Raw genomic sequence first — 18,890 nt, forward strand, 5'->3', positions numbered from 1 at the left:
ACGTGACTCTCGCTCAGGCTGTCGAAATTGTCCGAACGCCCCCAAACGGTGCGCCTCAACGTCCAGTTCTCCGAACACGTCTATCCACCCCATATATACACCGACGATAATGGAGGTCCGATTTCTTTTGATTCGCGGGGGAAGCGCCGGCGATGGGACTCCCTGAGATGGACTCGGCTGTGTTGTTCGGCCTGATTACGATGGTGACGTGGGGGATTTGGATCATTGTAGGCAACGCCGCGTCGGAGTCCATCGACCCGAGGACCGCCGCCGCGATCTCGTATCTCGTCGCGGCGCTTCTCGCGTTCGGCTTCATCATCGTTTCAGACGCATCGCTCACAGTCACGGCGAGAGGGGGACTACTCGCCGGCGTGGCCGGGTTGTTCACCGGGATCGGTCTCATCTCGATGTACATCGGGTTCACGCGTGGGTCGACGACAGTCGTCTCCACGCTCGGTGCGATGTACTTCGTCGTCGCGGCCGTCCTCGGAATACTCGTTCTCGGAGAGAACGTCACACTCACGAAACTCACGGGAATCGCGTTCGCGGTCGTCGGAATCGTCTTGGTCACCCAGTAAGTCGGCGGACGCTCTCTCGGCGGAGTCGTGCGACCCGCGGCTGTCACAACTGTTATTAGCTAGTTGTATCACTAGGTAATCAATGGCGTCAACGCAACTCCAACACGCCCGAGAGGGACGCGTCACCCCTGCGATGGAACGCGTCGCAGAGCGCGAGCACCGCGACCCCGAGTTCGTCAGGAAGCAGGTCGCCGAGGGGCAGGCGGTCATCCCCGCGAACCGGAATCACGACTCGCTCGACCCGATGGTCATCGGCCGCGAGTTCGCCACGAAGGTCAACGCGAACATCGGCAACAGCGAGACGACGAGCGACCTCACAGAAGAGTTGGAGAAGCTCCACACCGCGGTCCACTACGGCGCGGACACGGTGATGGACCTCTCGACGGGGTCGAACCTCGACGAGATTCGAGAGGCGAACGTCGCGTACTCGCCGGTCCCCATCGGTACCGTCCCCATCTACGAGGCGGTCAAGCGCGTCGATAGCCCCGAAGAGATCACCCGTGACCTGCTCCTCGACGTCATCGAGAAACAGGCCGAGCAGGGCGTCGACTACATGACGATTCACGCGGGCGTGCTGATGGAGCACCTCCCGCTTACCGACGGCCGGAAGACGGGCATCGTCTCCCGCGGCGGCTCCATCCTCGCCCAGTGGATGGAAGAAAACGGCGAGCAGAACCCGCTGTACGTCGCGTTCGAGGACATCTGCGACATCTTCGCCGAGCACGACGTGACGTTCTCGCTCGGCGACGGCCTCCGACCCGGCTGTCTGGCCGACGCCGGCGACGACGCGCAGTTCGCCGAACTCGACACGCTGGGCGAACTCACGCAAACCGCGTGGGACTACGGCGTGCAGGTGATGGTCGAGGGCCCCGGCCACGTCCCGATGGACCAAATCGCCGAGAACGTCGAACGCCAGCAGGACGTCTGCGACGGCGCGCCGTTCTACGTCCTCGGGCCGCTCGTCACCGACGTGGCACCGGGCTACGACCACATCACGAGCGCCATCGGCGCGACCGAGGCGGGCCGCGCCGGCGCGGCGATGCTGTGTTACGTCACGCCGAAAGAACACCTCGGGCTTCCCGACCGCGAGGACGTGCGCGAGGGGCTCGCAGCCTACCGAATCGCCGCTCACGCGGCCGACGTTGCGAACGACCTCCCCGGCGCGCGCGACTGGGACGACGCACTCTCGGAGGCCCGCTACGAGTTCGACTGGACGCGGCAGTTCGACCTCGCGCTCGACCCCGAGCGGGCGCGGTCGTACCACGACCAGACGCTCCCCGGTGACAACTACAAAGAGGCGCGCTTCTGCTCGATGTGCGGCGTCGAGTTCTGTTCGATGCGCATCGACCAAGACGCGCGCGAGGCTGACGGCGATATGGAGACAATCGCGACCGCGACCGACCTCGACGCGTCGCCCGCGGCCGACGCGAACCTCCCTCCGGTCGGCGCGCACGACACCGACCGCGTCCCCGACGAAATCGAAATCGGCGGCGTCACGTTCACGCCCGAGTCGGCCCACGGCGACGACTGACAGCCGACGACGCAACGGGCCACTGGCCGAACCCGTTGCGCGCGACCACCCCGTGTCGGTGGGTTCTTTTTCCGCGTCGCTGAAAGGGAGTACCAATGGTCCTCGGCAGTCTCGTCCCGTCGTCGCCGCTCGCGAACGTCGTCGTGATTCTCCTGACGACCGGGGTCATCTGGGTCGGCAGCGGCTGGCTCGAAGAGTCCGCCGACCACCTCGCGGCGTACTACGGGCTTCCCGCGGTCGTCCAAGGCTCAATCATCGTCGCCCTCGGGTCGAGCTTTCCCGAGTTCGCCAGCGTCGCCATCGCCGCCACCGCGGGCGTCTTCGATATGGGCGTCGGCGCAATCGTCGGCTCGGCCATCTTCAACATCCTCGTGATTCCGGCGCTGTCGGGGCTCGCCACCGACGGCGACCTCGAAACGAGTCGGCTCGTCGTCTACAAGGAAGCCCAGTTCTACATGGTCGCCGTCGCCACGCTCGTTGTCACCTTCTCGCTGGCAGTCATCTACTTCCCCGCGCCCGACGGCTCGGCGCTGACGGGGGAGCTCACCCGCCCGGTAGCGCTCATTCCCCTGCTTCTCTACGGGCTCTACCTGTTCATCCAGTGGCAGGACGTTTCGGAGTACGAAAGCGAGGAGGCGGGCGTCGCCGACGGCATCGGCCGGGAGTGGGCGCGCCTGCTCGGCGGCCTCCTCGTCATTCTCATCGGCGTCGAGCAACTGGTCGGGAGCGTCGAATCGCTCAGCGGGACGTTCGGCGTCCCGACGTTCCTCGCGGGGGTCACTATCGTCGCCGCTGCGACGAGCCTCCCCGACACGCTCGTCAGCGTCCGCTCGGCCGCCGACGGCAACAGCGCGACGAGCCTCGGCAACGTCCTCGGGTCGAACACGTTCGACCTGCTGGTCGCCATCCCCGTGGGCGTCCTCATCGTCGGAAGCGTCCCGGTCGACTTCGCCGTCGCCGTCCCCATGCTGGGCGTGCTGACGCTGGCGACCGTCCTGCTGTTCGGCCTGCTCCGAACTGACCTGTCGCTCTCGCGGCTGGAGTGCTACGCGCTCGGCGCGGCGTATCTCGTCTTCGTCGGGTGGATTATCGCCGAGACCGCGGGCGTCACGAGCCTGCTTCGGAACTGACGGGCGGAAGCGGCCGGCGTCCGCCGCCGCCGACTGCGGGCCGACGCCCGACGCCCCGACCTACTCGTCTCGTGGCTCTCTGACCGTCACCACCGGCACCGGCGAGGTCCGGACCAGTTTCTCGGCGACGCTCCCGAGCATGTATCGGTCGAAGCCCGTGTGGCCGTGGGTGCCCATCACTACGAGGTCAACGTCGTGTTCGTCGATGTACGCGAGGATGCCGTGGTGAATCGACACGTCGCGGCCGACGGACTCGCGGACCGTCTCGACGCCCGCGGCGGCCGCCACGTCGCCCGCTTGTTCGACCGCGTCGCTCGCCCGCTCTTCGAGTTCGTCGATGAGGAGCGGCCCGCGGATGTCCGCGCCGAAGGCGGCGACGTTGACGACCGAGACCGCGTGGAGCGCGGCGTCGGTCGCCGCCGCCAACTCGCTGCCGAACGTGACCGCCGCGGTCGCACAGGCGCTCCCGTCCGTGGGCGTCAGCACGTCGGCGTAGGGGTACGCGAGGTCGGTCGCCGCGTCCGGTCGGATAGTGAGTACGGGCACGTCTGACCGCCGGACGACGCGCTCGGTGGTGCTCCCGAGGAGCAGGCGGCTCAGCCCCGTCCGCCCGTGGGTCGGCATGACGACGAGGTCAACGTCCTGTTCGGCGGCGTACTCGGTGATGACCCGATACGGCTCGCCGCGTTCGATGCTCGTCACGACCGCCGCGTCGGACTGGGATGCGCGTGCCGCGGCGTCGCTCACGAACCGCTCGCCATCGGTTCGGCGGCGCTCGCCTGCCGCTCCGTCGCCTTCGTCTCCCTCGTCGCGCAGGTTCGGGCGTCGCTCGGGCTTCGGCGGAGCGACGTGCAGCAGGTGGAGGGTCGCGTCGTGGGCGTCGGCCATATCGACGACGTGGTCGAGGACGGCGTCGGCGCCCTCACTCCCGTCGGTCGGGAAGAGCAGTCGGTCGAACATGGTTCGATATTCTCGGCGAACTCACAAAAGCGACGAGGGTGGTCGCCGCGAGGTGAGAAGTCGACCGCGTCCTCGCCGTCAGCGCCGAAGTGCCCAGACCGCCAGTCCGATGACCTCCCGAAGCGTTACGCCCGCTGCGAACACGTACACCGTCTGCAACGGCAGTTCGAGGAAATCGATGGCCGCCACCGCGAGTGACATCACGATAGCCATCCCGACCCACCCGAGTGCGAACCGGCGTTCCGACGCCGACGTGTGCGTACCCAACTCGACCATACTCCCTGACTCGGTTGAACGTATTTAATTTCTCGTGCTGACACGACGGGGTCGCTGTCGCGGCCAGCCGAGGCGGCTCGACGCCGCTCGGCGTGCGTTACTCCTCTTGGGCGTCGACCACCGCGACGCCCGCGAGGTTCACGATGTCTTTGACTTCGTCGCCGCGCTGGAGGACGTGGACGGGTTTGTCCATGCCGACGAGCATCGGGCCGATGGCCTCCGCACCGCCGAGACGCTGGAGGAGTTTGTAACCGATGTTCCCCGCTTCGAGGTTCGGGAACACGAGGACGTTCGCCGGTTCGTCGAGCTCCGCGAAGTCGTAGCTGTCGGTCAGCATCTCCTCGACGAGGGCGGTGTCGGCCTGCATCTCGCCGTCCACCGGGAAGTCCACGTCGGGGTCGGCGTGCAGTTGTTCGACCGCGTCGCGAGGCTTGCGCGTCCCCTCGTTCGTGACGCTCCCGAAGTCCGAATACGAGAGGAGCGCCGCGCGGGGTTCGACGTTGAAGCGCCGGGCGAGTTCGGCGGTGTGTTTCGTCACCTCGGCGAGCACGTTCTCGTCGGGGTCGAGGTTGACCGTCGCGTCGGCACAGAAGATAACGCGGTTCCGGAACGTCAGCATGTAGACGCCGGCCGCGTAGTCGGCGTCGTCGGCCGTGCCGATAATCTGCAGCGGCGGGCGGAGCGCCGACGGGTAGTGGTGGGTTAGCCCCGTCAGCATCGCGTCCGCGTCGTCCATGGCGACCATCACGCTGGCGAAGTAGTTCGAGTCGCTCCGCACGAGTTCGGCAGCCTCCGTCCGGGTGAGGCCCTTGCGCTGGCGGCGCTCGTAGAGGTGGTCGACGTAGTGGTTCCACTCGCCGCTTTCGGGGTCGGCGATGGTCGGGTCGAAATCGAGGCCGAGGTCCTCGGCGGTGCGGAGAATCTCTTTCGTCCGGCCGACGAGGAGAGGTTCGGCGATGCCCTCTTCGACCAACTGGCTCGCGGCGCGAATCATCTTCTCGTCTTCGCCCTCGGCGAGGACGACCCGCTTGGGGTTCGTCGCCGCCTTGTTGAGGACGACGCGCATCATCTCGCGGGACTTCCCGAGGCGGGCCTCCAACTCCTCGCGGTAGTCGTCGAGGTCGCGCTCGCGGCGGGCCGCGCCGCTCTCCATGGCCGCCTCGGCGACGGCGGGCGTCACCTCGTAGAGGACGCGTTGGTCGAGCGGCTTGGGGATGAGGTAGTCGGGGCCGAACTGGAGCGGGCCGTCGCCGTAGGCCTTGACGACCGCGTCGGGCACGTCCTGTCGGGCGAGGTTCGCCAGCGCCTCGGCGGCCGCGCGCTTCATCTCCTCGTTGATTTCGGTCGCGCGCACGTCAAGTGCGCCGCGGAAGATGAAAGGGAACCCGAGGACGTTGTTCACCTGATTCGGGTAGTCGGAGCGCCCGGTCGCCATGATGACCGTGTCGTCGCGGGCGTCCTTTGCGTCCTCGTAGGCGATTTCGGGGTCCGGGTTCGCCATCGCGAAGATGATGGGGTTGTCGGCCATCGACCGCACCATTTCCTGGCTCACGATGCCGCCGACCGAGAGGCCGACGAGCACGTCCGCGCCCTCGATTGCGTCTTCGAGGTCGCCGTCGTCGACGCCGCGGGCGAACGGTTCGGCGTACTCGTCGAGGTCGCCGGCGTCGGCCCGCGACTCCGAGAGGACGCCGTCGATGTCGCACAGCGTGATATTCTCGTGGGGGATGCCCAGCGAGACGTAGAACCGCGCCGTCGCCGTCGCGGCCGCGCCCGCCCCCGAGAAGGTGACGTTCAGCGACGACAGCTCCTTGTCCGCGATGTCGGCGGCGTTCAAAAGCGCCGCGCCGGAGATGATGGCCGTACCGTGCTGGTCGTCGTGGAACACGGGGATGTCCATTCGGTCGCGCAGGGACTCCTCGATTTCGAAGCACTCGGGGGCCTTGATGTCCTCCAAGTTGATGCCGCCGAACGTCGGCTCCATCGCGGCGACCGACTCCACGAACGCCTGCGGGTCGTCGTGGTCGAACTCAACGTCGAACACGTCGATGTCGGCGAAGCGCTTGAACAGCACGCCCTTGCCTTCCATCACCGGTTTCGACGCCTGCGCCCCGATGTCGCCGAGGCCGAGCACCGCGGAGCCGTTGGAGACGACGCCGACGAGATTGCCCTTCGCCGTGTACTCGTAGGCCGCCGTCTCGTCGTCGGCGATATCGAGACACGGCGCGGCCACGCCCGGCGAGTACGCCAGGCTCAGGTCGCGTTGGGTGTTCGTCGGCTTCGTCGTCGCAATCTCCACTTTCCCCGCGGGCGGCCGCCGATGGTAGTCTCGGGCGTCGTCTTCGAGCGTCATTGCTCGTGATGGGTACGGTCAGGTAAGTAGACTCTTCGCTCCGACAGAGACACACCAATGGATAATCATGTAGAATTCGGCGGCTCGGCACCGGACTTTCGCGCCGAGAAGGCGGGCGGGTCCGAACGAGGCGGGTCGCGGTCGACGCGGGGGCCGACTCGCGCGCCGCGCAATCAACGGAGCGAGTCGTGCGGCATCGTGTACAACTGTACGCTCTCCGCGATGGACACCTCCTCGAAGTGGTTCTTCGTTACGAACAGGTCCGAAACGTCTTCGACCTGTTCGATCGGATAGATATGCTTCGCGCTCCCGTAGCCATGGTAGACCTCGACCGGAACGGCGAACGCAACCTCTCCCTCGTCGACGTCGACTGTCGCCCCGAACGTCAGCCCCTCGTCGTCGTCGGCGACTGTACAGATGGTCGACGGTACGGTTTCCCCTGCATCGTATCTCTCTTTGGCCATTCGTTGACAACCCACACAATTTTTCATTACTGTATGCAGTATCTCTCCCTACCCATACTCCGGAGACGTACTGCTCAAGTTCCAGCCATATGTCCAACGAGCACCGTGATAATTATTACTCAACTCGCAGAACTAACTGATGAGTTGATACGTTTGATGCGGGTGTGGTCACCGGCCGTCGGCTTACCGCGCCACGACCGGAACGCGGTCTCTGAGTTCTGGGATCAACCGCTGAACGCGTCGTTCGGGTCTCTTATACGCGAGCTGCTCGGTACCAACCACCGCCGCGATCGGTCCGAACCGATACGGTCGTCGCCGCGTAGTCACGCATAGCTGTCTCTGAGCTGTCTGGTCGAATCAGTGGCACGTCTGCGAGTTCTGGACCGTTCGACCCATGGTAAACTATCGGATAGGTCGGCCCCGATGTCTGGTCGTCGAATGCGACTCGCGCTCGCGAGTCGAGCGCGATGTGGAGGGGAACGACAGCGCGACCACGACCCACTCAGCGGAGCGCGTCGTGGGGAATCGTGTAGAGCCGAACTTCGTCTGCGACCGCCACCTCGTCGGTGTCGCCGCTCGTGACGAACAAGTCCCAGATGCGTTCGACTTGCTCTGTCGGATAGACGTGCTTGGCGCTCCCGTACCCGTCGTAGACGTCGACGGGGACGGCGAACGTGATTTCTTCCTCCTCGGCGGGGACCGAGCAGATGTCTACTGGTACTGTTTCACCCACTTCGTAGTGTGTAGCCACCATGTTGTATGGAACGTTCCTTGTCAGCACCTACGAATCCGCATTTTCACGGAGTACTGAAGGCACTCATTCGGTTAGAGATTCATGTAACAGCCAATAATTGTTTCTCCGAGTGACAGTCGAGAGGACGATTCCCATCGGCGAGTCACCGGGAGACAGGATTGGTAGCCATGTTCACAGCTGATGTAACAAGGTTAGAGTTATTATATCCACCCATTCTGCGCTTGTGAGGTCCCGAAGGCGTTCTCGCGGTGGTTCGGTCGGGAGTCGCGAGACTCACCGACATCGCGGCCCAGTCAATTGTTTCCAGCGTACGGTACAATTATACTATTTCAATAAACACTTGCGACTGATGCGAGCACGGATAGCAGTTACACTAGGGGCAGTGCTGTTCGTCTGCTCGGTCGCATTGGTTGGGGTTAGTGCGGCAGAGGAGATTCAGCAGCCACCGGACACAGAGGTACAACCAGTAAACGAAAGCGGGGTTCTCGAGGTGGTGTTCATCGACACGGAGTCGGGCGAAGACTACCACTTCGAAGGGGGTGATGTGGACACGTCGTCGCTCCCGCGAGGGGAGTATCTCGTCGTCACCTACGTACGGACCGACGGCGGCATCGAAAAGCAGACCGAACGCGTCGAACTCACGGACGATTCGACGGTCACGGCGAGCGACGCCGAGTCGTCCGACGAACTCCTCAGTTCGGTCAGCCACGACTCGGACCCGGGAATCGATGTGGCGGCGAGCGTCGCCTACGAGTACGGCGAACCCTCGTACGACAGCGATGGGACCGTCGACATCCGCGTGAGCGCGGTGAACGTGACGACAGACGAGTACGTGCCGGCGAACACGTCGCTCACGGTCGAAGTCGAGACGCCGAACGGGACGGACACGTTCAACGTGACGACCGGAGAAAACGGGACGGCAGTCGTCGACTACGACCTCACCGGACGCGATAACGGGGAGTACCGAGTGTTCGTGACGTCAGACGTGAGCGGATACACCGGCTACGCGAGCTTTACCGCGGGCCCGCGGGCACAGCTCGTCCCGCAGTACTACCGTCAAACGACGCCGCGGAACAGCACCGTTGGCGTCGCCGTTCACACGAGCGTCGACGGAGATCCCACGACCGGTGACCCGGTTCACGTCGAGATTCGGGCACCCAACGGGAGCGTAACCGAACAGAACGTGACGACAGGGGCCGACAGTTTCGCTCGGCTCAACCTCACGACGACGCAGAGCGGGTCGTACGTCGTTCGCGCGACCGGACCGAACGGCGAAACCGAGCGCGCGACCATCGATTCTGCGGAGTACATCAGTAGCGTCAACATCCCGAACTGGTGGGAGCTTCGGCCGGGCGAGCGCGCGTCGATTTCCGGAACGGTTCTCACCGAGACGGGCGAACCGCTGGCGAACGAGGAGATCACGCTGCGCGTCGAAAACGAGAGCGATACGGTCCTCGAGACCCAGACGCTCACGACGACCGCCAGCGGCCAGTTCGTGACGTCGTGGGACGTGCCGGCGAACCAGACGGAGTATCGCGTCCACTACGACGTCACCCTCGAGACGAACGGCGTTCGAATCGCTGAGGACGCCGAACTCGAAGTCGAAAACCGAACGACTGAGGACGACGAACCGGTGCCGGACGAACCGGCGGCAGAGGTGGAGGTCCGGACGGGTGGCGACGTCAGCCCGGACGGGAGCGTAACGGCGACGGTCATCGTCGAGAAAAACGACACGGCAGTGAGTAACCAGGACGTTCGCGTGCTCTCGGGAGTCGACGCGACGGTTCTCGATTACCGGACCGTCACGACGAACAGCACCGGGGCGGCGAGCGTCTCGTTCGACCTGCCGCAATCGCTTGCGGACTACCACAACAGGAACATCCGACTGCGCGCGACGACGACTGTCGACGACAGCACAGTCGTCGGCTACGGCTACACGGACATCTCGCAGGGCGAAACCGACCTCGACGGGGAGTACGGAACCGAACCCGGCCAGTCGGCGAACGGGTCGATATCGTTCACCGACGCGGACGGTTCACCCGTCTCGAACGCGCCCGTCGCGTACATCGGTGCGCGCAACGGCTTGCGAGCCGGCGTGTTCGCGACCGGGCTGGTGACGACGAACGCCAGCGGGCAGGCGTCGTTCACCTACGACGTGCCCGCGGACGCGCAGCTCTCGGTCGCGCTCGCGGCCGACAGCCGGACGCGGGACTTCAACTACTGGACGTCGCCGTCGCTGAGCCAGTACGCCATAAACGTCCGCGTCGGGGACCGCGGGAACGGCTACACCGAAGTCGCGCCCGGCGAGACGGTGACAGTCAACTACGACGTGCCCGACGAGACGGTCGAAGGCGGCGTGCTCACCGTCTACTCGTGGGATAGCGACGCTGAAGACCGCGTGCTCACGACCCGGACGTTCGAGCCGGGCGAGAACGCGACGGTCAGGATTCCGGCGACGACCGAAGCCGACAGCTACTCCGCGATGGTCCAGACCGTCACCGCAGACGGTCGGCTCTCGTCGGACGAGGGCTACATCGACGTCAACCAGAGCGCGGAGCCGGTCCGCGAGACCACGTCGGTGTCCGGCCGCATCACGACGACCAATGGAACGCCGCTGGTCAACGATACGGTCGCGCTGTTCAACGGGGCGCTCGATACCCCGACGGCCGCCGCGACGACGAACGACACCGGGTTCTACAACACGACGCAGGATATCGCGGAGTTCGACCAGTCGGTGCTTCAGGACACCGAGTATCACGTCGGCTTCTACCAGTTCAACGGAAGCGAGTCGGCCGCCAGAGCCGACGCGTGGCCGCGCGACGGCGTCGCGGACATCTACGCGGTCGACCGAATCAACACGTCACAGACGACGACCGTCGACGCGGAGATTCCCGAGGGCCACGTCCTCAACGTCTCCGTGACGGCCGAAAACGGGACTGCGGTCGAAGACGCGCGGATTCGTCTCGGACACGCCAACGGCTCCGTGAGGGTGGTGTACGGCGGCCTGACGAACGCCGACGGACTACTCACCCTCAGTAATGCATCCCGTCCCGGCGTGGAAGTCACCGGCAACGTGACCGTCGAGGTCCTGCCGCCGGCGGACTCCGACGCGTACGAGGAGACGATTCAACAACAGCGCGTCACCGTGACGAACGACACGGAACTCTCGTTCACGCTCGCCGCGAACGAGACGGACGACACGGAGTCGAACCTGACTGGCTTCGTGGAGGCCGCCGACGGGACCGTCCCGCCAGGTGAGGTCGTCCTCGACACTCGGCTCGGCGCGACCGACGGCGACGTGTCGTCGCTCGGACCGAACGGCGAGTACGACCTGACGGCCGCCCGCGGGGCGTATCAGGTCTCCTTCGTCCAGCCGAGTAGCCAGGTCGACGGGGTGCCGGACATCTACCCGCTGCACCGCGTCTACGCCGACAGTTCGACACATCTCGGGAGCGACGAGCTGCCGAGCGCCAGCCGGCTCAACGTGACGGTGCTCGACCGTCAAGGTGAGCCGGCCGACGACGCGACGGTCGTCGTCGCCTACGGCGGAAACCGCGTGTTCGACTCCGTCAGCGGAGAGACCGACAACAGCGGTCAGTTCATCTTCGGCCAGACAAAGGGTGTCGAAGTCGCCGGGCCGAACGCGGTTCCCAACGATTACGGCGGCAACGTGCAGGTCCAGGCCAGAGGACCGAACGGAACCTTCGTCGGGACGCGGCTGAACGTCACGTCGGACACGAACCTCACGGTCCGGTTGACCGACCGAGTGAACGTCACCGGCCAGTTCGTCCGGCCGGACGGCGAACCGGCGGACAACCGGACCACGGTCGTCCTCGGCGATACGAACGGGACGTCCGGCGGCGGCTTCGCTCGCACGGCCGACGACGGTTCGTTCGGCGTGGCCGTCGCGGAAAACGGGACGTACAACGTGAAGTTCCGACAGGAGCGGTACGACGAACAGGGCACGAGCTTCCCGCGTGACGCCGTCCCGGACGTCTACGCGGCGACGTCGATTGACGTGGGGACCGCCCCGAACGACGTCGGAACAGTCGGGCTTCCCGAGGCACACCTGCTCAACGTCTCCGTCGTCGACGCCGGCGGCGACCCAGTCGAGAACGCGCGCGTGACGGTCGACCACCGCAACAACGGTTCGGTCGGCTTCGTCTCCGGAAGCACGCTTCCGAACGGGACGATGGTGCTCGACGCGACGGGCCGTCCCGGCGTCGAACTCGCCGGCGACCTCCGGCTGACCGTCGAAGCGCCGCCGAACGCGACCGACCTCGAAGGCGTCGAGACGACCGAGACGCTCACGCTCACCGGAGACCGAACCGTGACGGTCCAGTTGGGTGACGACGAGACCAACGCGACGCCGGACGCGGTCAACGTGCGGGCGCTCGCGACGCCGACGACCGCGAGCGTGAACGAGACGGTGACCGTCGACCTCGTCGCGACGAACGTGACCGAGGGCGTCGGCGCGTTCGAAACGACGCTCAACCTGACGAACGGCACGGCGGGAACGATCACCGACGTGACCGTCCTCGGCTCGCCGAACGGGACCGACATCAATCGCGGCCCGGAGAACGACTCGGTCGCAATCGATGCGTTCGGCATGGACACGGCGCAGACTGGGACCGTCACCTTCGCCCGCGTGAACGTCACGCTCACGTCCGCCGGAACGTCCGAACTCGCGGTGTCGGAGACGGTGCTGGGAAGCGAACCCGGTACCGAGTACGACGTCGGCTCCGAGAGCGGCGTGACCCTCACCGCGGTGGACCTCGAACCAGTCGGCGCATCTGACGCCGCGCCGACCGACCCGGACGGCGACGGAACGTTCGAGGACATCAACGGTGACGGAAACGTGACCATCTCGGACGTGCAGGCGATGTTCGCGAACCGGAACAGCCCGGCCATCACCGACAACGCCGACGAGTTCGACTTCTCCGGTAACGGCGAGGTCAACGTCGTCGACGTGCAGCGGCTGTTCGTCGAGATTCGGGACTGAGACTGCGCCCTCGCGGGAGCGCCCGCGACGACGTTTCTTTTCTTCGGGACCGTCGGACGCTCGTCCTGTGGGTCGACGACGTGTGGAGCCTCCGTCATCACGAGCGTTCGAACGGCGACCGCTCACCACGGCGCGACCAGAGAGTGCGGAGACTCGGCGGCGGGCGGGAACGCAGCCACACACCCAGAGTTCGGACAGGACGACGAAAGAAAGAAAAACCGACCGGTCGCCGACGACACGGCCGCGAGCGACCGCGGAAGCGGCGTGTCGGATGTCAGGCGGGACGACCGCGAACGTCGGCGAAGAGACGCTGCACGTCGACGATGTTGATGTCGCCGTCCCCGGTGAAGTCGAACGCGCCGCGCTGCTGTCGGAGCGCGTCGTCGTCTCGGTTCGCGAACATCGCCTGCACGTCCGAGACCGAGACGTTCCCGTCGCCGTTGATGTCCTCGTAGACGCCGTCGTTGTCAACGTCCGTCGGGAGGCGGTCCGCGACGATTGCGGGCGGTCCGGTACGCTGTCCAACGGTCACCGAGGTGTTAGACACGGTTCCGACGGTGTACGGCTCGTTATCCTCGTCGCCGAGCGCCGTGACGGTCGCTTCGAGCGTCGCGGTTCCGCTGTGAGTGCCACGAACCGTCACCGTCGCGACGGTGACCGCGCCGGTGTCAGGCGTATCAGCCGCCGCTGCGGTGATAGAGATTCGGTCTCCGTTTGGAGAGATATCGACCGACCGGAAGCCGGGGTCGCCGGCGAGCGTCGCGTTTTCGAAGGTGACCGGCGAGCCGGCGGCCGTCGAAACCGAGATGTCGTACGACCGGACGCCGTTCGTCACGTTCTCGACGACGACGTCGACCGCGGTCTCGTTACCCCGCGAGACCCGGGACGACTCGGGGTCCAACCGCACCGTAACGCCCTCCGAGTCGCTCACCGCGGTCACGTTCACGGTGTCCGAGTCGGTGTTCCCGGCGGCGTCAATCACGCTGAGTTCGACAGCCGTCGTTCCGGGCCGAGCGAACGACGTGGTCACCGTCGGGGTCTCGGTTGTTCGCTCGACGGTTCCGTCTCCATCGAGGTCCCACTGATAGGTGTCGATACCGACGTTGTCCGTCGAACCGCTCGCGTTCAGCGTCACGGTCGTGTTGACCGGTGTCGTCAGGTCGTCGCCGGCGTCTGCGACCGGAGCGGTCGTATCTTCGCCGGCGTCGGCGTCACCGACCGTCAGCGACCCGTTCACGGTTCGCGACACCGAGTACGCGACGTTGTCGCTGTCGCCGAGAGCGTTCACACTGAGCGCGACCGGCGCCGTGCCCGTGCCGTTGGCGGTGAAGGTCACGGTCGCAATCGTCACGTTCGACCCGGTCGCGGTGTCAGCGGTCCCGGCAGTGATGCGAACCCGCTGGCGGTCGTCTCCCGGGGTGACATCGGAGAACCCCGGGTCACCCTTAAGTTCGACATCGGCAACGCTGGCGACTCCGTCCCGCTCGAGCAGGACCGAAACGTCGTAGGACCGGACGCCCTCAGAAGCGTTCTCGACGACGATATCGACCGTCGTGGTGTCGTTCGCTTCGACCGACTGGTTTACCGGTGAGAGGCGAACGGTCGTCTCACCTGCGGCCTGTGCGAGCGGGGCGAACGCGAGGCTCCCGGCGACCGCAGCGAGCAACACGACCCCGACGAGCAGCGAGCGAGTGTGGAATGACATCGTGAGTAGTTAGAGTTGGTCGAAGAGCGCGGAGACGTCGATGACGTTGAACGCGCCGTCTCCGTTGAAATCGAAGAAGCGACCGTGCTCCTGTACGGCCGCGTCGTTTCGGTTATCGAAGAGCGCGGAGACGTCGATGACGTTGAACTCACCGTCTCCGTTGACGTCCTCGTAGACGCCGTCGCCGTCCGGATCGGTCGGCGGGTTACGGTCGGACCCTATCGCGGGCGGGCCGGACTCAACGGTGATCGTCGTGTTATTGACCGCCGTGACGACGTACGCGTCGTTGTTCTCGTCACCGAGCGCCTGAACGGTCGCACGCACGTCCGTGGTTCCGGCGGCGTCGGCGAGGAGTGTCACGTTTGCAATCACGACCGACCCGTTGTCGGCCGTGTTCGCGGCCCCCGCGGTCACGCGAACGGACGCGTCGCCGTCGGAGACGTTCGCGTTCGAGAACTGCGGGTCGCCGGCGAAGGAGACGTCCTCGACGGTCGCGACCGACGCGTTCGAGACGTGGAGCGTCACGTCGTACGAGCGAACCCCGTCCGTGGCCCGCTGCACGACGACGCTGACGTTCGTCCGCTGGCCGGTCGTCGCGACCGAATCGGAGCGGAGATTCACTGTCGTTCCGGTCTCGTTCGAGACGCTCACGGTGACGGTGGCCGTGTCGGACTTCCCGTCGCCGCCGCGGTCGGTCACAGTCACCTCGTAGGTGTACTCGCCGGGTGTCGTCAGCGTCACCGACCCGCTCGCACCGGACGGCGCCGGGGCGTCACTCGTCGGTGCCGAGACGACCTCCCAGTCGTACGCGAGTTGTTCGCCCTCCGGGTCCGACGAGTCGGTCGCATCGAGCGTCACGCCCGACCCCGCGCGAACTTCGTCGGGCGACGCCGTGACCGAAGCGGTCGGCGCTCTGTTGACGTCTCCGACGTTCACGGTGACGGTGGCCGTGTCAGACTTCCCGTCGCCGCTACGGTCAGTCACCGTCACTTCGTAGGTGTACTCGCCCGGCGTCGTCAGCGTGACATCCCCGCCGGCGCCCGATGGTGTCGGAGCATTGTCGACGGGAGCAGACTGGACTCGCCAGTCGTACGTGAGGCGCGTCCCCTCGGGGTCCGAGGAGTCGCTGGCGTCGAGCGTGACCGACTGGCCTTCGTCGAGAGTCGACGGGGACGCCGCGACTTCTGCCGTCGGCCGCTCGTTGACATCTCCAACGATCACCGTGACGGTGCTCGCGTCGGACTTCCCGTCACCGCCGCGGTCGACGACAGTCAGCTCGTAGGTGTATTCGCCCGGCGTCGTCAGCGTGACATCCCCGCCGGAACCCGACGGAATCGGCGGGTCGGCGACAGGGGCAGACAGGACCCGCCACCTGTACGTCAGCGCCTCACCCTCAGGGTCCGAGGAGTCGCTGGCGTCGAGCGTGACCGACTGGCCTTCGTCGATAGTCGACGGCGAGGCCGTGAGCGAAGCGGTCGGTGCGGGGTTTACGTCGGCGACGGTCACGGTGACGGTGGCCGTGTCGGACTTCCCGTCACCGCCGCGGTCGGTCACGGTCACTTCGTAAGTGTACTCGCCCGGTGTCGTCAGCGTGACATCGCCGCTCGCACCGGACGGCGTCGGCGCGTCGCCCGCCGGTGCCGAAACGACCTCCCAGTCGTACGTGAGTTGTTCGCCCTCCGGGTCGGACGAATCGCTGGCGTCGAGCGTGACCGACTGCCCCTCGTCGAGAGTCGATGACGAGGCGGTGAGTGAAGCGGTCGGGGCTGGGTTCACGTCGGCAACGGTCACCGTGACCGTCGCCGTATCTGACTTTCCGCCGCGGTCAGTCACCGTCACTTCGTAGGTGTACTCGCCCGGCGTCGTCAGCGTGACATCGCCGCTCGAACCGGACGGCGTCGGGGCACCGCTCGTCGGCGCGGAGACGACCTCCCACGCGTACGAGAGGCTCGTTCCGTCCGGGTCCGACGACCCGCTTGCGTCTAACGTGACCGACTGGCCCTCGTCGATTTCCGTCGGCGTCGCGGCAAGGTCCGCAGTCGGCTGTTCGTTCGTGTTTTGAACGGTGACGGTGACCGTGTCGCTCGCCGTCGCGCGCCCGTCGTCGGCGGTGACTTCGAACGTCAGTTGACGGCTACTGCTGTCGATTTCGGGCGCTTCGAACGTCACCGAGCTGCCGCTTCCCTCCGCCGTCCCCGGGCCGCCCGTCTGCGTCCACGAGTAAGACAGGGAGTCGCCGTTATCGTCACTGCCGGAGGCGCGCAAGGTGAACGACCGTCCCTCGTTGACCTCGTTCGGGCCTGACGCCTGGACCGACGGGCGAGCGTTGACCTCGAACTCGACCGACTCGCCGACGCGATTCGTCAGCGCTCGGAACCCGTTGTCGTCCTCGACGTACGCCTCGACGCGGTAGTCCCCCGCCGGGAGGTCAACCTGGAGTTCACCGCCGCGGTCGGTGTACGTCTCGGTCCCGAAGTCGGTGCCGTCGATACCAGCGACGATCCACGTCGTTCCCGAATAATCGATGCTACCGTCGGGGTCCGTCGAGTCGTAGATATCGAGCGTGACCGTCGCACTGCCGCCCGCCGGTGCCGAGACGACCGACCCCGGTCCATTGATGTCCGGGTACGGACGCCTGTTGACGTGGAGCGTCTCGGTCTCCATGACGCTCTGTCCGCTCGAATCGGTAACCCGGAGCGTCACGTCGTAGTCGCCGCCGTCGTGGTAGACGATGTCGATAGACTCCCCGGTGTACTCGTACTGGCCGTCACCGTCGACATCCCACTCGTACGAACTGATGCGATTATCGTCGCTCGCCGAGGCAGTTATCGTGACCGTCTCGCCGTTGTTCCCGTTCCTGTCGTGCGGGTTCGGGACCGACGGGTCGAAGCTGATGTCGTCGATGACCGGTGGGTCGTCGGACTCGGTGACGCCCACGGTGAACTGCCGCGTGGTATCGGAGGAGTCGTCGGACGCCGCGAATATCTCAATCGGTGGGTCACCAACCCCGCTTCGGTACTCACTGGGCGTGTACTGCACGTCCTGTTCGTAGTAGCCCGAACTGTTGGTTCGAGCGCTTCCGGACGCCACGAGCGGGTTCGAGATCAAGTCGTCCTCTCTCAGCTCCCATCCCGCGTACGTGTTCGAACCCCAACCGAAGAGCGTGACATCGGTCGTGTCTCCTTCGACGACGGGCGTCTCGACCGAGTCGTCGGCGAGGTAGATCGTGCTACTCGTTCTGCCCTTGTCGACCGTCGCAGACTCGATGTCGTCGCGAAAGGCACCTCGCAACACGACCGCCCGAAGTTCGATACCGGGGTCAAGGAACGACTCGTCACTGGCGGCGTTGTCCAGCGCGTCCGCCGGAACGCGAATGGTCGTCTCTCCCGAGTCCGACGTGACGGTCTTCGAAGCGACCTGATCGTCCGTGAGTTCAGTGCTGTCCTGCTCGATAATCCGGATGTCGTAGGAACTCTGTCCGGACAGCGAGTAGTCCACAGTAACGGACACCGGCTGGCCGCTCGCAATCGAATCGACCGGTGCGTCGTACATCGTCGTGTTGACCGACGTGATACTCACCGAGCCGGAGAGCGCTGCCTCGACCGTCCCGTTGGTCGCTTGAGTTCGGGCCGCCGTGTCGTTCGCTTGCGGCGTCACCGTCTCGTTCGCCGGCGCTTCGGTGGCGTTCGTCTCCGGAGTTTCCGTCTCATTCGGGGATGTGTCCGACTCCGGCGTGTCCGTCTCGTTCACCGGTGCTTCGGTTGAATTCGTCTCCGGAGTTTCAGTGGTGTTCGTCTCCGGTGTGTCCGTCTCATTCACCGGTGTTTCGGTTGAGTTCGACTCCGGCGTGTCCGTCTCATTCACCGGTGTTTCAGTGGAATTCGTCTCCGGAGTTTCAGTGGAATTCGTCTCCGGAGTTTCCGTCTCGTTCACCGGAGTCGAAGAATCAGGTGTTTTGTTGTCTTCAGTCACTTCCTCCGAATCTTTCGACCCATCGGTCTGGTTTACTGGCGTCGTAGTTTGATTCGAAGTCGAATTTGATTCGTTGGCTCTGGTGAATCGCTGGACAGCGTTGGCTTCGACCGTTAGAACTAGGGAGTTGAAGCGGGAAACCGTCGATGATTCATGTCTAAGATC

At 65.5% G+C, this 18,890-nt stretch carries 12 protein-coding genes; 5 read left to right on the forward strand and 7 right to left on the reverse strand.

Annotated features, from left to right (window positions below):
• The first annotated feature begins 152 nt into the window (after positions 1-152).
• From AM590_RS07725 to AM590_RS07735, 3 genes are all read left to right on the forward strand, one after another.
• Positions 153-578, forward strand: a complete 426-nt coding sequence (locus tag AM590_RS07725; protein WP_058826959.1) for an EamA family transporter — start codon at positions 153-155, stop codon at positions 576-578.
• An 82-nt stretch (positions 579-660) separates the two neighbouring features.
• Positions 661-2,109 carry a phosphomethylpyrimidine synthase ThiC gene (thiC, locus tag AM590_RS07730; protein ID WP_058826960.1) on the forward strand — a complete coding sequence of 483 codons (1,449 nt, stop codon included), beginning with the start codon at positions 661-663 and terminating at the stop codon, positions 2,107-2,109.
• A 95-nt stretch (positions 2,110-2,204) separates the two neighbouring features.
• A complete protein-coding gene (locus AM590_RS07735) occupies positions 2,205-3,239 on the forward strand; it encodes a sodium:calcium antiporter (RefSeq protein WP_058826961.1) in 1,035 nt (344 codons plus the stop codon).
• 60 nt (positions 3,240-3,299) lie between these two features.
• Here AM590_RS07735 and AM590_RS07740 read toward each other — a convergent pair whose 3' ends face one another.
• From AM590_RS07740 to AM590_RS07760, 5 genes are all read right to left on the reverse strand, one after another.
• Entirely contained in the window at positions 3,300-4,199 is a 900-nt protein-coding gene (locus tag AM590_RS07740; RefSeq protein ID WP_058826962.1) for a universal stress protein, read from the reverse strand.
• 78 nt (positions 4,200-4,277) lie between these two features.
• A complete protein-coding gene (locus AM590_RS07745; RefSeq protein ID WP_058826963.1) occupies positions 4,278-4,475 on the reverse strand; it encodes a hypothetical protein in 198 nt (65 codons plus the stop codon).
• Positions 4,476-4,572: 97 nt separating this feature from the next.
• Positions 4,573-6,828, reverse strand: a complete 2,256-nt coding sequence (locus tag AM590_RS07750; protein ID WP_058826964.1) for an NADP-dependent malic enzyme — start codon at positions 6,826-6,828, stop codon at positions 4,573-4,575.
• Positions 6,829-7,001: 173 nt separating this feature from the next.
• Complete coding sequence (locus AM590_RS07755; RefSeq protein ID WP_058826965.1) at positions 7,002-7,292, reverse strand: hypothetical protein; 291 nt, start codon at positions 7,290-7,292, stop codon at positions 7,002-7,004.
• Positions 7,293-7,794: 502 nt separating this feature from the next.
• Positions 7,795-8,046, reverse strand: a complete 252-nt coding sequence (locus AM590_RS07760; protein WP_058826966.1) for a hypothetical protein — start codon at positions 8,044-8,046, stop codon at positions 7,795-7,797.
• Between the two features lie 493 nt (positions 8,047-8,539).
• Between AM590_RS07760 and AM590_RS07765 the strand changes: the two genes are divergently transcribed.
• Complete coding sequence (locus AM590_RS07765) at positions 8,540-13,048, forward strand: dockerin type I domain-containing protein (protein ID WP_253805902.1); 4,509 nt, start codon at positions 8,540-8,542, stop codon at positions 13,046-13,048.
• A 274-nt stretch (positions 13,049-13,322) separates the two neighbouring features.
• On the opposite strand, the gene AM590_RS07770 is transcribed toward AM590_RS07765, so the two are convergent.
• Positions 13,323-14,753, reverse strand: coding sequence for a PKD domain-containing protein (locus tag AM590_RS07770; protein WP_058826968.1), 1,431 nt, complete (start codon positions 14,751-14,753; stop codon positions 13,323-13,325).
• 9 nt (positions 14,754-14,762) lie between these two features.
• Complete coding sequence (locus AM590_RS07775; protein WP_172795774.1) at positions 14,763-18,305, reverse strand: PKD domain-containing protein; 3,543 nt, start codon at positions 18,303-18,305, stop codon at positions 14,763-14,765.
• An 82-nt stretch (positions 18,306-18,387) separates the two neighbouring features.
• On the opposite strand from AM590_RS07775, the gene AM590_RS20440 reads away from it, so the two are divergent.
• A complete protein-coding gene (locus AM590_RS20440; protein WP_172795775.1) occupies positions 18,388-18,777 on the forward strand; it encodes a hypothetical protein in 390 nt (129 codons plus the stop codon).
• The last annotated feature ends 113 nt before the right edge of the window (positions 18,778-18,890 follow it).

The sequence above is a fragment of the Haloferax sp. Q22 genome, assembly GCF_001482285.1.
Lineage (GTDB): Archaea > Halobacteriota > Halobacteria > Halobacteriales > Haloferacaceae > Haloferax.

What these genes read in the sequence shown, in the direction of transcription:
- AM590_RS07725 (WP_058826959.1), top strand. Translation starts at nt 153, where the DNA reads ATGGGACTCCCTGAGATGGACTCGGCTGTGTTGTTCGGCCTGATTACG.
- thiC (WP_058826960.1), top strand. Translation starts at nt 661, where the DNA reads ATGGCGTCAACGCAACTCCAACACGCCCGAGAGGGACGCGTCACCCCT.
- AM590_RS07735 (WP_058826961.1), top strand. Translation starts at nt 2,205, where the DNA reads ATGGTCCTCGGCAGTCTCGTCCCGTCGTCGCCGCTCGCGAACGTCGTC.
- AM590_RS07740 (WP_058826962.1), bottom strand. Translation starts at nt 4,199, where the DNA reads ATGTTCGACCGACTGCTCTTCCCGACCGACGGGAGTGAGGGCGCCGAC.
- AM590_RS07745 (WP_058826963.1), bottom strand. Translation starts at nt 4,475, where the DNA reads ATGGTCGAGTTGGGTACGCACACGTCGGCGTCGGAACGCCGGTTCGCA.
- AM590_RS07750 (WP_058826964.1), bottom strand. Translation starts at nt 6,828, where the DNA reads ATGACGCTCGAAGACGACGCCCGAGACTACCATCGGCGGCCGCCCGCG.
- AM590_RS07755 (WP_058826965.1), bottom strand. Translation starts at nt 7,292, where the DNA reads ATGGCCAAAGAGAGATACGATGCAGGGGAAACCGTACCGTCGACCATC.
- AM590_RS07760 (WP_058826966.1), bottom strand. Translation starts at nt 8,046, where the DNA reads ATGGTGGCTACACACTACGAAGTGGGTGAAACAGTACCAGTAGACATC.
- AM590_RS07770 (WP_058826968.1), bottom strand. Translation starts at nt 14,753, where the DNA reads ATGTCATTCCACACTCGCTCGCTGCTCGTCGGGGTCGTGTTGCTCGCT.
- AM590_RS07775 (WP_172795774.1), bottom strand. Translation starts at nt 18,305, where the DNA reads ATGTACGACGCACCGGTCGATTCGATTGCGAGCGGCCAGCCGGTGTCC.